Origin of the sequence: Paenibacillus sp. FSL E2-0190 (assembly GCF_037992965.1) — a bacterium.
In the GTDB taxonomy this organism is placed as follows: domain Bacteria; phylum Bacillota; class Bacilli; order Paenibacillales; family Paenibacillaceae; genus Paenibacillus_AQ; species Paenibacillus_AQ odorifer.
The window spans coordinates 2,633,768-2,647,879 of sequence record NZ_CP150306.1 but is presented as its reverse complement, the minus strand read 5'-3'; the positions used below and the strand labels follow the sequence as shown (position 1 = coordinate 2,647,879).

Sequence of the window (14,112 nt, the reverse complement as noted above, 5' to 3'; positions counted from 1 at the left end):
CCGTTATCCCTATCTATATTCAAGCTACTTCTTATCTAGTAAAAGCTGCTGGCACTCCACCGTCGATTGTCAGCATACAACCCGTAGTTTTCTCTGACTTGGAAGAAGCAAAAAAAGCAACGCCTTCGGCAATATCACGTGGATAAATATTAACTAGCAGCGTCGTGCGTTTACGGTAATGCTCCTCTAATTGATCCGGCTCAATCCCGTAAGCAGCCGCCCGTTCATTACGCCAGTTCGAATTCCAGATGGCAGATCCTTGTAGAATTGCATCGGGCAGAATCGTATTGGCACGGATGCCAAACTCTCCACCTTCAGCTGCTATGCAGCGGGCCAGATGGGCTTCGAGCGCCTTGGCAGAACTGTAAGCCGAGACGCTTTTACCTGCAAAAATAGAATTTTTGGAGCCGATGAATACCATGCTGCCTCCGATTTTTTGCTCCTTCATCACTTTAAAAGCTTCGCGTGCAACGAGAAAATATCCTGTGCCCAGCACAGAAATATTCAAATTCCACTCTTTCAATGAAGTCTCATCAAATGGACTGGAGGTTGCAAGCCCAGCATTATTAACAATAATATCGACCCCGCCATAAAAAAGGGCTGTCTCCGCATAAGCTGCGGTTACCTGCTCTTCCTGAGTTACGTCCATTTTAACGGCGAATGCACGATTTTCACCAAACTTAGCGTTAATCTCTTCCGCTACTTTTTGTGCACCCTCCAGATTGAGATCTGCCAATACAACATGCGCTCCTTCTGATACTAAACGACGAGCCGTCTCACTCCCAATTCCCCCGGCACCACCTGTAATAAAGGCAACTTTACGGGAGAACTCCGCTTCTGCCGGAGCCAATGATAATTTATATAATTCCAGGGGCCAATATTCCACATTGTACGATTCATTCTCACTTAGAGAGACGAAATCTCCCAGCGCAGTAGCTCCGCGCATAACAGCAATCGCCCGGTGATACAAGGCTCCGCTGATCTTAGAATTGCTCCAGCTTTTACCTGTGTTGATCATGCCCACGCCAGGGATCAGGATCACACGTGGCGCAGCCTCGAACATTACATCGCCTTCATGTTTATTACGGTCGAAGTACGCTTTGTACTGCTCCTTATAATCGCTAATCGCTTCGCTCAGCTTCGCCTTCAAGCCATCGATATCATTGGTATTTGGCTCCCACGCAACAAAAAGCGGCTTCATTTTGGTATGTACCAAATGATCTGGACAAGCTGCGCCTACACCGGATAACTTCTCCGAGTCAGCCCCTCCTACAAAACGCAGCACATCCTCCGCATCGTCGAAGGTCAAAATCATTTTACGCTCATCGCTGACCGCGCCTCTGATCAGTGGCATCACTGCCGCCGCTACAGCCCGCCGCTCTGCTTCTGGAAGTGCTTCTGATTTGCGGCCGCCAAATAGGTTCTGATCTTCAATTCTTTCTTCAATATAACTTTCCGCTTCGTTAATTATGGAGATTGTTTTGGCATAACAAGATTCAGGTGTATCCCCCCAAGTCACGAGACCGTGTTTCTCCATCAGCACTAATTCAGCTTTCGGGTTTGCGAGCACACCTTCGGCAATCATTTTGGATAAAGTGAAGCCTGGACGGATGTATGGCACCCATACGAAACGATCCCCATAAATCTCACGGGCAATTTCCTTACCGTTATGAGCGCAGCATAAACTGATAATGGCATCTGGATGCGTATGATCCACATGCTTGAAAGGTAAAAATGCATGCAGTAACGTTTCGATAGAAGCACGCGGATGTTTAGGATCAATCATGCAATTTGCGAGATAAGCTACCATCTCTTCATCTGGCATTTCATCACGTTCAAATAACGGGGCAATATCCTGAAGCCTTAGTCCGGTAAAGTTGCCTGCTTTCATCGTAGCAAGGTCAGAGCCGCTGCCCTTCACCCACATTACTTCTACCTCACGCCCGCGAAAATCCAATTCTATCGTTTTGCTGGAGGTATTCCCTCCGCCAAAGTTACAGACTCTGCGATCTTCGCCCAGCAGATTAGAGCGGAACACTAATGCATCCAATCCCCCGTCTAATTTCGTTTCCCGAGATGAATCCCATAAGTTTTGTACCATTTGTGAATACCTCCGTTTTTGAATGTTTGTTTTTTTGTTTATTTTTGTTTGTTTTGATTTTAAACTATTTGTTTGTGTTTGAATAGAGCGCTTTCAACAAAATTTTAAATTTTTTTCACATTTTAGACGAATCTCTATTGGATGAACTACAATAACATCGCGAATAACAAAAAAGAGCTGCCTCTTGGCAACTCCTCCCCTATTTTTCACACCAGCTTAAAGGGTGATCCAGTAGTTACATTTTTCATTCTCAATGCCATGTAGTATTCCTTTGTTCGCCTCAATAACCTTTCTCGAAGATATATTGTCCGGCTCACAAGTCAGCATGACCTTATCAATCCCCATGTCCGCAGCTTTTTTTAACAGCTCTGCCAAAAAAATCGTGCCATAACCCTTTCCTCTTTCACTGGGTCTGATACTATAACCGATGTGTCCACCGGACTTCCTCAATTGATCATTTAAGGAATGTCTTAGTTTTCCGACACCAACAGGATAAGCGTCAATCAGTAGCCAGTAGTTGGTTTGTGCTACATACTGTGGCGGAAGATTATCACCTTGTGAAAGTGCTATCCGATCCCGGATGAAATCAGGAAATTGACTGTAAGCCAGATCAAATCCGTTATTGACGAATCCATTTTCCCCCGGACCTATCTCCACAATCAGCTCAAAAATATCGCGTTCATCTGAAACACTAGCTTCCTTTAGCTCAACGAGCATAATCATCCCCACCTAGAACGTTATTAATAACTTCCCTATCAAAATTTACCGCAAAAGAGACCGGCATGCATTATTTAATTGCACATTCTACAACTAAAATGAACTTCAATGCTCACGCCTAATGTGTTAAGTGTACTTTGTGCAATTAAATTCGCCCAATTTAGCTGAATCAGCTAAATACGAGAGAAATAGTTGTACGAAGTACATCTATTTCACCGTAGTGAGAGTAAAGTAGCAATTTAGTTGTATGAAATACACTTATCTGGTCTGCACCCCTCTTTTCACAGGAATGTTCCTATTGCGCGCTCCTCCTTCCCCACTCTCGTAGTATACTTATTGGAATAAGATACAGATGTTGTATTTTCACTAAGGAGGTTTGTGATGGTAAATAGCTTTAAGAATGCCAAGGTGCAAGAACGAGTGTGGCAATCCTACCAACAGCTAGTTAATCAGTGGCCTATTCCTCTTGAAGAGCTCGATCTCCCAACCACATATGGGCTGACGCATTGTATCCTTACCGGGCAAAAGAGTAATCCCCCTTTATTTCTGTTTCATGGCGTTGGTGATAACTCGGCGGTCATGTGGCTCCTTAACATCGAGGAATTGTCGCAGCATTTTTACTGCGTTGCTATTGATACTCTGGGCGGACCCGGAAAAAGTATTCCTAATGCGCACTTTAATAAACAAAAGTTTGAGCAGGTGGAATGGATTCATGAAATAGCCAAACATCTGAGCATAGACATCTTTAATATTGCAGGGGTGTCAAATGGCGCCTATATTGCTTTTAATTATGCAACCAAGCAACCGGACAAAGTGAACCGTGTGATTTGTTTGGAAGGCGGAATGGTCACCACACCCATCAAAGCCATGCTGCAAACGCTAATGATGATGTTCCCAGAGATTCTGATTCCCACGGATCGCAATTTACTGAAAGTGCTGAAGAAGTTAAGTGCGCCTGACTCCCCTTTATTTGACAATCACCCAGAAGTAGCTGCTCATCTAATTCTTTTAATGCGAGCTCATAATCAGCAAGCTATGTTTGTTCATAAGCTTCAAAAATACGATAAAAACGCCGCAGTTGCCGTCAGAGATAAGCTTTATTTTTTAGTAGGAGAACACGCGTTAAAACAATCAAAGGACTTCATAGATATTTTGAGTATGGAAAGTTTCATTACCAAGTGATCCCCCGTGCGGGACACGGCATTAATCATGAGCAACCGGATAGAGTCAACACTGAAATCATCAATTTCCTGACCCGCGATAATGATAAATCACTTGCATCCTTATGAAAGCGTTACTATTATGAAGGTTATTACTCATACTTACTCTATTAAAGGAGAGGTTACTCATCAGATACGGAACTCTGGCCCACACATTTGGCTGCTTGCCGCTCAAGTCGTTAACTGCAACCCTTCAGAATTATGATATCGATTTTGTTCAGCTTGCATTATCCAAAGCCATTCAGGACATCGACACTTCTACCGGTAAACTAAGTCCAGGTCTTGCCAGCTATATTGGCGAACAATTTGACAAAGCAGGAATACGTATCGGTGTTTTGGGCTGTTACATCAACCCTGTTCATCCGGATCCTGTCATCCGGAGAGCTGAGATCAATCGTTTTAAAGAGCATCTTCGTTATGCCCGCCAATTCGGCGCACCTATGGTGGCAACAGAAACAGGTGCGCTGACTACTTTTCAAGCACAAGATCCGATCCATTACGAAGCTATCGGCTGGGATACGTTAAGGGCAACTGTAGAAGAACTTGCAGAGGAAGCTGAAAAATGGGGCGTTTTTCTAGGACTAGAAGGGGTCTGCACACATACACTTTCTACACCAGACAAGATGCGCCGCATCTTAGATGAAGTCCCATCAAGCTGTATAGGTGTTGTATTGGACCCTTGTAATTTTATTGGCACGGCTGCGCATTTGCAGGATCAAATTGTCGATGATTCCTTCAGATTATTCGGCGACCGTATCATTCTGGCGCATTTAAAAGATATCTATCAAGATGGTGAAAAAGCATACCACGGAAAAGCAGGCAGCGGAGTATTCCATACCGAGGCTTTCCTGCGCAAACTCCAAGTATATAAGCCAATGATCGATGTGTCATTAGAAGATATCAAGGATCTGGAGGTTAATGAAACCGTTGCTTTACTGAAGAAGCTTGCACCTATAACACAATAAAAATCCATTTCTGAGGATAGGTGTTAGCAGCAGCTGCGCATCTATCCCCAGCTTTATCTATGCTCAAAAATAATGCTTCCAGTTATTGAGCAGATGATCATCCTCTTTCTGCAGCAATTTAGAGGCATATACGATTTGACCTGTATGATAGGAATAATGCTCTGCCGCTCCGATCATAATCTTTTGAATACTCCAAGTATAATTCTCCATTCCAGCCCCCTCAGGGAAACTAATGGTGACCTCCCGTTCTAGATCAGCCTTCGTCAAATTGCCCACCACCGAACGGCTTTCTTCCCTCATACTCCCCCCTCTTCCTTCTCCTTTTGTTTATAAACTTGATAAATGGTACTTTTCTATAGGAGCTGAATAAAATAAAAAAAGGAACGATTGAATCATATTTTTTCATATTATAGCTCTAACTTGGAAGGGACGGGATTATCAATGCGATTCACATTCCCTATTCTGACCTTATCTCATGGCGGAGCACAACGTATGCTAGTAGAGCTCACCAATGGGCTGACAGACTTGGGTCATCAGGTCAATCTCCTTTTGCCTGTGGATGGCGCTATTTCTTATGATGTGCGCGCAAACGTAATCCGCTCCTCACATATGAATATTCACGAGCATGACTTTCCTCCCGGAGACGTCATTGTTTCTAATTATTTTACAACTGTCCCCATCGCCCAAGCAGCAAGCCAACAAGGAAAAGGGGTTCATGTACGTTTATCTTTATGTTATGAGCCACCTTTTTTACCGGATAACGGACGCTCCTTCCCCTCCTATCACATCACTGAGCATCTAATCGTTTTATCACGTTGGCAGCAGGAGCTGATCCGTTTAAATCATGGCATCACCGGCAGTATCGTGCCCATTGGCATTAGCTCCTCTTTTAAAAATATGAATATCCGTCACAGTCTTCAAGAGCCTTTAAACATAACAGCTATATTAAGAAAAACAGAACGAGGTTTCTCCTGGCACCGTGAGCAAGATTATCTTATAGAACAGCTGGATTACGTAAAAAGCCAATATCCCGATGTAAATATTAACTTCATCAGTCCGCCTGACGAGTTCAACACCTCAGAAATTCTCCAAAGAATGAAAGCTACTGGCAAATATCGGTTCTTTACGCCAGCAAATGATGAGGAGCTCTGCTATCACTATAACGGTGCGGATATTTTTGTTAGCTCAAGTATTTTTGATACAGGCTCTTTACCGGGACTTGAGGCCATGCGTTGTGGAGCAGCGTTAGTCTGTGTATATTCGGGCGGGAATATGGAATACGCCCATCACAAGAAAAACTGTTTGCTCTCTTATCGATATGAGAACCGGCTCGGTGAAGATGTCATCCGCTTAATACGTGATCCCAACTTAAGAACTAAATTAGCGGAGCAGGGGGAAAGATATTCGCGCAAATGGACTTGGGAAAATAGTGTCAGATTATTTGAACAAGCGATCACAGATTTATTATAAAAATATAAAAAAGCAAGTCTCCGATGGCCGAGATTTGCTTTTTTATTGATCCAAAAGAATCATTGACTAGAGAAATAATACAAGATATTATGTAAGCGTTATCAATTGCAAAATAATGAAACACTTTAGGGAAATCTAAACTAAAAGGAGAAGGAATATGGCGAAAAAAGGTAGGCAAGGTTATCGGTTGTTATTGTTGTCTTTTTTAATGCTTTTTACAACTGTTTTTTCAGCAGGATCGCAAGCTTATGCAGCAACCTGGAATCTGACTGGAGATACCAACGTACACGACCCTTCATATATCAAAGAGGGAAACACACATTGGGTATTCAGCACGGGATCAGGTCTCCAAGTGATGTTTTCAAACGATGGAACGAACTATATTCGCTCCCTCCCGATTTATAACTCGAAACCCTCCTGGTGGAGCTCTTATGTTCCCAATCAAGAAGGGCTAGATGTATGGGCTCCAGAAATTTTCTACTATAACGGTACCTATTACCTCTATTATTCTATCTCCACATTCGGCTCAAGAGTGTCTGCTATTGGTTTAGTAACTACTAAATCGATCTCCGGGGGAAAATGGACGGACCAAGGTGTCGTTATCTCGTCAAATGACGCCTCCAATTATAACGCCATTGATCCTAACATTACGGCAGATGCTAACGGAAACCTATGGATGACCTTCGGTTCCTGGAGCAACGGGATTTACATTACCTCCATCAACAAAACAACCATGAAGCCAACGGGCAACTCCTATCGCATTGCCACTAAATCCGGGGGGATTGAAGGCTCCAGCATGGTTTACAATCCAAATACCGGATATTATTATCTATTCGTATCCATTGGCCAATGCTGCTCAGGCGTAAACAGCACCTATAAAATTGCAGTGGGACGCTCAACCAGCGTACTGGGGCCTTTCTATGCAAAGGACGGTACTGATATGAAAAATGGCGGGGCTACGGTCATCGATAGCGGCAACAGTTTTTGGGCGGGTCCTGGTGGACAGGATATATATGGAACCAACGTTATCGTCCGCCATGCTTACAGTGTCGCCGAGAATGGTGCACCCAAATTGTTAATCAGTGATCTCGAATGGGATTCAGCTGGCTGGCCTTACTATAATTAACGTCTAATCGAGGAGTTGCCCCTAAGCCCTATTCTGTGATTTATGGGGCAGCTTCTTTTTACTGCTAAACCTTCTACTCTCTCTTTCGATAAATACCTGGCGAGACACCATAACGCTCCCGAAACACCCTGTGAAAATAGGTATAACTTCCAAAACCCGTCTCCTCTGCTATACGCTCTAAGGTGTAATTGGTATTGTCCATTAATCTCAGTGCCATCGCAAGCCGGATTTGCCCCGCATATTGCATAATAGAATAACCGAATTGGATTTTGAATACATGCACGGCCCTTGTCACACTAATTCCAGCATGAGCGGCTACGTCCTTTAGTCTGATCTCTGAAGTAGCATGCTCCTCCACATAACTCTTCATCTTAAGTCCGTGTAGAAGTGAAGCCGAAGATGATGCAGGTGCCTCTTCCATAGCCCGATCTAACAGTAAACATAAAGCTTTAAATAGCGCTTCTAGTATTTCAGGGCTACCCCCGTCTAGTCTTCTATTCTCCAGATCAAGCTGTTGCCATATACTTTGCAGCTTACCATCATCCGCAATTCTTACCTTTTTGGGTCGCTCACGCAGGTTCCACCAGTGGTCCACCCATTCCCCTGTACACATTACAAAATAGTCCACACTATGTCCCAGAGGACTTTTCTTTTCACCGATTCTCAGATCATATATATCATAGGGCTTAAATAATAGTAGATCCCCAGGTACTACGGTAGTCATTTCTCCATCAATGAGGACTTCACATTCCCCTTCGGCTTGCAGCCTGATGATATAGGTATCCAACCCACTGCGATATAGTTGCCGAAAAGGCTGAGTATGGCGGATAAATCCACACAAACTAATTTGAACGCTGTTTGTTTCCATCGCATTTGCTCCTCTTTCTATAGTAATCAATGACCAGATTGTTGAGGTTCTTAGCCATATAGTTTCTTCAAAGTGCAGTGAATCTCCTTCTATAATAAAGACAGAATTCATATGTAGGAGGTTATCAACCATTATGAGTAAAACTATTCGCGTCATTCAAACCGCTAAAGAAACCACGGATCGTTTAACAGAAAAGGACCCTCTGATTTTCCTTCCCGATACGTCAGGAGTCGAATCAGAGCTAATCAATATCTATGATGATCTGGAGTATCAAGAAATTGAAGGCTTTGGTGGAGCCCTTACGGAGTCCTCTGCCGTTACTATCGCTAAACTTAGTGAAGCTAAACAAAAAGAAATCATTGACGCTTATTTTCATCCTGAGCACGGCATCGGATACACCCTTTGCCGCTCACACATCCAAAGCTGCGACTTCTCACTGGGCAACTATGCTTATGTAGAGGAAGGCGATGCGGAGCTACGTTCATTCGATATTTCCAGAGATCACGAATCAATTATCCCCCTCATAAAAAATGCTGCCGCAGCAGTAGGTGAAGATTTTCGTCTGTTCTCTTCCCCATGGAGTCCTCCAGCGTTCATGAAGACAAACGGGCAAATGAACGGAGGCGGAGCTCTTAAGCCTGAATATCGTGAGGCTTGGGCTAACATGTTCGTTAAATATATTGAGGCGTACGGTGCAGAAGGGATTGATATCTGGGCTGTCAGTGTTCAGAATGAAGCCAAAGCTGTACAAAGATGGGATTCCTGCCTGTATACCGCTGAAGAAGAAAAGGATTTTGTGCGTGACTACTTGGGACCTGCTCTGGAACAAGCGGGCTTGGGCCATGTAAAAGTTATGATCTGGGATCATAACAAAGAACGGGTATATGACCGTGCTAAGGTTGCTTTTGAAGATCAAGCAGCGTCCAAATACATATGGGGAATTTGCTTCCATTGGTATTCCGGTGATCACTTCGAAGCCCTCTCTGCTGTACATGATCGTTTCCCAGATAAAAAGCTGTTCTTCAGCGAAGGCTGCCAAGAAGGTGGCGTTCATCTCGGCTCATGGAACACCGGTGAACGTTACGGACATGATATCATTGGCAATCTGAACAACTGGATGTCGAGCTGGACAGACTGGAACATTGTCTTGGATGAGCAAGGTGGACCTAATCATGTAGGAAATTACTGTGACGCTCCAATTATCGGAGATACCAAAAACGATGAAATTACTTTTGAGAGCTCTTTCTATTACATCGGGCACTTCAGTAAATATATTCGTCCGGGTGCTAAACGCATTGGTTTCTCCAAATATACAGATAAGCTTGAAACAACAGCTTTCCGCAACCCTGATGGCACTATTGCTGTTATCGTTATGAACCGCACAGAGCAAGAGCTTCCATTCACCCTGCGCTTCCATGACGAACTGGCTGAGAACATGATTCCGGCTCATGCCATTCAAACCCTGCTAATTAAGTAGCAGCGGTTCATTCCTAATAAAAAAGAGGTTCTCTTTATGCCAGCGCACAGAGAGAACCTCCTTTTTTATTAAATTCAATGAAATAGTGCTTAAAGTCTTGCCGATAGTATTTCACATAACGCTCCATACAGTGTATGTTCAAGATCCAACGAGGCAAGAGAAGCCAGGGCCGCCATCGGCGTTACTGCTGCTTTGACTACATGGTAAATTTGCTCTTTCAATTGGAAAAGAATTTGCGCACGGTTCAGAAGGCTGAACACCTCATCATCTACGGAATTCACCGCAATCCGGGCATCTGTGAACGTTACCTCCAATGAATGCTCTACCGCTTGATCCGAAATCATGATCGTAAGCGTATGTGTAGCCTCATCATAGTCCATGTTTGCTTCGATTTCTGTGCCGCCAGCGAATACCTGTACCTTCGTATCAGCAAAACCAACAAAGGACAGCTTCCACGATCTCCGCTCAGGCACAACCTTTGTATTTCCCTTAGCAGAGAGGATCTTGAAGCTCGCTCTATCCCCCATTTCCAGGATCATTTCTGTATCACACCATTGATCGTCCTGATCCTCCGCAGTATCGCCCTCATCCTCCCAGAGATGAAAATGACCCCTTCCTCCCGCAAATACACGGACCTCCATATGCCTCGGATTATCCACTGAAGAGGTAAATTGCGTCAGATCTGCCATGGGCACAATAGCACCCGCTTTAGCTAATACAGGGATATTCTCAAGATTGCGATAAAGAGAAAGCTTTCTGCCACCGTCGTACACTCTTCCGTTAAAAAAATCTATCCAAATCCCTTCAGGTAACCAAGCCTTAAATTCGGCAACGCCTACCTTTGGGTTGACCGGCTGTGTAATCGGACAGGCAATAAGTTCCGTTCCGAAATAATATTCATTGGGCACTTCATAGGCTTCATTCGACAACGCATGATGATAATACATCGGTCGGATTAACGGAAGACTATCGCGGCTGGCGTAGCGATTCATAGTGTACAGATAAGGAAGTAAACTATGCCGCAAGCGCAGGCAATCCTTCATCACATCTTCCGCAATCTTATTGAATCGCCATGGCTCCTTGCTGTTAAAGGCACTAGCAGAACTATGTAACCGCAGAATAGGTGAAAACACACCGAATTGCACCCAGCGCATTGCCAACTCATCGTCTAAATAACCATTCATATGGCCCCCGATATCATGGCTCCACCAACCATATCCCACGTTGGCGGCGTTGGCTGTGAAGTATGGCTGGAAATCCAGCGACTCCCAAGTGACAATGGTATCTCCAGAGAAGCCCACAGGATAACGATGGCTGCCAAGACCTGCATAACGGGAAAAAGTAATCTGCCGGTTGCCTCGCCGGCCGCTATCCAGATAGTGATAATGGTTCAGCATCCAAAGCGGATCTAGTCCCGGTACTTTAGTCACTCCACCCTGCTGCCAATCAATCCACCAGAAGTCCACACCTTCATCCTCTAGCGGATGATGCAGAAACTTAAAGTATGCCCGCAAAAAATTCGGATCCGTGATATCAAATTCCACAGCATCCCCTTTTTCCGGGTCCATCCCCATCTCTGCAGCAATGGCCAGATAAGGATCTTCAAAGGCCCGTACACCGTCTGCTGGATGTACGTTGAGCGTTACTCGAAGGCCTTTTTCATGCAGCCATGCCAAAAATCTTTGAGGCTCCGGAAACAGTTCCCGGTTCCAGGTATAACCCGTCCAGCCACTGCCGTACTGCGGATCAATATCGACGAGATGCCAATCCATATCTATAACAGCGACGGAGAACGGAATTCGCTCGAGCTCAAACCGCTCCATTAACGCTTTGTATTCTTCTTCTGAATATCGGTAATAACGGCTCCACCAGTTGCCAAGGGCATAACGTGGCAATAGGGGCGTACGACCGCAAAGGTGATAGAAATCCTTCAAGCAGTGCAAATAATCATGACCGTATCCAAAAAAATAAACATCGAGGCCAGCCAACGCCCGTAGCTCGACCCGTCCATCCTCTTCCAGTACTAGGGAGGTGCTATCATCAATTAACGTATACCCCGCACGTGAAAGTAGTCCGTGCTCCAGCGAAATGGCACCATCTGCATTATCCAGGGTACGTGCAGTCCCTCCCAAATCTTGGACTGTATCTCCATAATTCCAGACACTCATTAGGTGACCCGCTTCGTTTCTCACCCGAACATTGAGACCATGCCGGGAGAAAGGCTGCTTGTCATAAGTTAAATGCAGGCGCTCCGTAATCAACTCAAGTTTATTCCCCAGATCCATTACGCGGAACTCTGGAACCGGGAAATTGCGATTCACAACGGTCTGCGACGCCCGATCTTCGAAAAAACCTTCCTCACTATATTCCATCCGGATAAGCTCCGGAGTTAAGACAGTGAACCGATAGCACTCCCCCTGAATAATCGCGTCAGCATTACTGCCTGGTTCAGAATGCAGCTTTAATTGGGCCGCCAAAGGGGTTGGCTCTTTCATTATATTTCCCATCAAGTAAAAACCTCATTTCTTGTTATTCAACGCCCATATAACGGCTGAAAGCATCTGTCCGAATTTTCACCATCTTTTCGAGGCCCATCCCCCGTAGCTGCTTCACATAGTCATCCCACTGCTCGTCAATAACACCTGAGATTATAAATTGAGCACGCATTGTATTGACGTAACTATCAATATCGGTGGTCAAGGTCGGCAGCTCCTGAAACTCTTCTGCAGTGTACATTACGTTGGGGAAAGGTGGTGTTGTGTAGTCACTTCCCAGCTTATCGAGTTGTAGCTTCAGTCCATCTCCGGTTTTAGGATTTAGAAAGATGGTCTTTTCAAAAGCTGGGCTTACATATTTCGGCCCAAAATCCCGGAGTGACTGTTCCCAATACCAAGCATCCGCACTGGTGCCGGTTGGAGGGTCCATCAATGTATACGTACCGTTGTCATTTTTCTTAATCACCGTTCCAATGGCACCCCAGAAATTCTGAATGCTGGCTTCATTGGTATAGAACTGATCCGCCCAGCGTGCTGCAATTTCTGGATACTTGCAGGATGTGGTGATCAACAGCTCGTTGCGTTCCAGATTCATCCCATACGGGTTCCCAACGGTGTAGCGCTTCCCGTCTGGTCCAGCAATTGGCGGAATGGTCACATATTGATCACTCCATTTGCCAAACATAGCGTCTGGCGTCCACTGATAAGAGAAGCCTACGATTGGGGCATCCGGATTTAGAAACTTTGCCGATCTCATCGTTTCGTCTTGAGTGAATACTTCTTTATCAAGTAATCCGTCTTTAAACAATTTGCTCTCCCATTTGAGCCCTTCTTTGTATTCCTCTGAAATCGGGTAATAAACCGCATTTCCGTCCTTGACCACCATGAAGTTATTATTCAAATCTGCAATTCCGAAGGGACTGATTAGATCATTACTTAATTCGATAAAAGGAATCTCATCCTGTTTTCCGTTTCCATTCGGATCTTGTTCTTTGAATGCTTTTAGCACGTTATAAAGATCGTCTATCGTATCCGGTACCTTCAAACCCAATTTGTCCAGCCAGGTTTTATTAATCACAGGCTGACGTGAGCTTTTAGGACGTGAGGGTAATCTTGCAGGCAGCGAGTAGATTTTCCCGTCAGGAAAGGTGCTGATTTTTTTCATTTCCGGTGTTTCTTCCATAGCTGCTTTGAGATTAGGCATGTTTTGCTCAATATAATCATCTAACGGCCGAAATAAGCTTAAGTTATTGACGATATCCGCATCTCCAAAGGTCTGACTCCCTAAAATGATATCTGGTAGTGTGCCGCTGGCCAGCATAATAGACTTCCGTTCACTCCAATCATTGGAGGACATCACCTGCCACTCGATTTTGACATTCGTGTTCTTCTCCAAATCCTTGAGCCATTGATTCTCGGTAAAAGAATCTCCCATGCTTACCCACCGGACAGTGAGTACTTTCAGCGTCACAGGCTTATCCACTATCGGCAATCCTTCTTTGTTAAATTCGCCCGTCTCAGGTTCAACAGAATTAACCCCATTGCTCCCTTTACAGGCAGTAAGGCTAGCAAGCAACGTTGTCACTAAAAGAATGACGGTGATTGTTCTATATATCCTGTTTTTTTGTTGCTTTTTCATAACGTTCTTGCTCCTTACGAATGAATGTTAGTAG

11 protein-coding genes are annotated in these 14,112 nt (G+C 44.6%); 5 read left to right on the top strand and 6 right to left on the bottom strand.

Annotation, left to right across the window (positions count from 1 at the left end; translation table 11 throughout):
• Nucleotides 1–31: 31 nt before the first annotated feature.
• Together NST25_RS11230 and NST25_RS11225 are read right to left on the bottom strand one after the other, a co-directional pair.
• Nucleotides 32–2,101, bottom strand: coding sequence for a bifunctional aldolase/short-chain dehydrogenase (locus tag NST25_RS11230; RefSeq protein WP_076186989.1), 2,070 nt, complete (start codon nucleotides 2,099–2,101; stop codon nucleotides 32–34).
• 216 nt (nucleotides 2,102–2,317) lie between these two features.
• Nucleotides 2,318–2,818 (bottom strand): GNAT family N-acetyltransferase, encoded by a 501-nt coding sequence (locus NST25_RS11225; protein ID WP_076280896.1) that lies wholly within the window; start codon nucleotides 2,816–2,818, stop codon nucleotides 2,318–2,320.
• Between the two features lie 381 nt (nucleotides 2,819–3,199).
• Here NST25_RS11225 and NST25_RS11220 point away from each other — a divergent pair, with 381 nt between their 5' ends.
• Together NST25_RS11220 and NST25_RS11215 are read left to right on the top strand one after the other, a co-directional pair.
• Nucleotides 3,200–4,000 (top strand): alpha/beta hydrolase, encoded by an 801-nt coding sequence (locus NST25_RS11220; RefSeq protein WP_340394009.1) that lies wholly within the window; start codon nucleotides 3,200–3,202, stop codon nucleotides 3,998–4,000.
• 202 nt (nucleotides 4,001–4,202) lie between these two features.
• Nucleotides 4,203–5,003 carry a sugar phosphate isomerase/epimerase family protein gene (locus NST25_RS11215; protein WP_256721092.1) on the top strand — a complete coding sequence of 267 codons (801 nt, stop codon included), beginning with the start codon at nucleotides 4,203–4,205 and terminating at the stop codon, nucleotides 5,001–5,003.
• A gap of 63 nt (nucleotides 5,004–5,066) precedes the next feature.
• On the opposite strand, the gene NST25_RS11210 is transcribed toward NST25_RS11215, so the two are convergent.
• Nucleotides 5,067–5,303 (bottom strand): DUF1572 family protein, encoded by a 237-nt coding sequence (locus NST25_RS11210; RefSeq protein ID WP_076303043.1) that lies wholly within the window; start codon nucleotides 5,301–5,303, stop codon nucleotides 5,067–5,069.
• Nucleotides 5,304–5,444: 141 nt separating this feature from the next.
• Here NST25_RS11210 and NST25_RS11205 point away from each other — a divergent pair, with 141 nt between their 5' ends.
• Together NST25_RS11205 and NST25_RS11200 are read left to right on the top strand one after the other, a co-directional pair.
• Nucleotides 5,445–6,473, top strand: a complete 1,029-nt coding sequence (locus NST25_RS11205; RefSeq protein WP_076280900.1) for a glycosyltransferase family 4 protein — start codon at nucleotides 5,445–5,447, stop codon at nucleotides 6,471–6,473.
• A gap of 157 nt (nucleotides 6,474–6,630) precedes the next feature.
• Complete coding sequence (locus NST25_RS11200) at nucleotides 6,631–7,599, top strand: glycoside hydrolase family 43 protein (protein WP_076130361.1); 969 nt, start codon at nucleotides 6,631–6,633, stop codon at nucleotides 7,597–7,599.
• A 73-nt stretch (nucleotides 7,600–7,672) separates the two neighbouring features.
• Here NST25_RS11200 and NST25_RS11195 read toward each other — a convergent pair whose 3' ends face one another.
• Nucleotides 7,673–8,467: an AraC family transcriptional regulator gene (locus NST25_RS11195; RefSeq protein WP_076130362.1), complete on the bottom strand. Its 795-nt coding sequence runs from the start codon at nucleotides 8,465–8,467 to the stop codon at nucleotides 7,673–7,675.
• A gap of 133 nt (nucleotides 8,468–8,600) precedes the next feature.
• Here NST25_RS11195 and NST25_RS11190 point away from each other — a divergent pair, with 133 nt between their 5' ends.
• Nucleotides 8,601–9,944 (top strand): glycoside hydrolase family 30 protein, encoded by a 1,344-nt coding sequence (locus NST25_RS11190; protein WP_076274273.1) that lies wholly within the window; start codon nucleotides 8,601–8,603, stop codon nucleotides 9,942–9,944.
• Nucleotides 9,945–10,033: 89 nt separating this feature from the next.
• On the opposite strand, the gene NST25_RS11185 is transcribed toward NST25_RS11190, so the two are convergent.
• Complete coding sequence (locus NST25_RS11185) at nucleotides 10,034–12,451, bottom strand: TIM-barrel domain-containing protein (RefSeq protein ID WP_256717237.1); 2,418 nt, start codon at nucleotides 12,449–12,451, stop codon at nucleotides 10,034–10,036.
• Between the two features lie 22 nt (nucleotides 12,452–12,473).
• Complete coding sequence (locus NST25_RS11180) at nucleotides 12,474–14,078, bottom strand: extracellular solute-binding protein (protein ID WP_076274274.1); 1,605 nt, start codon at nucleotides 14,076–14,078, stop codon at nucleotides 12,474–12,476.
• Nucleotides 14,079–14,112 lie beyond the last annotated feature (34 nt).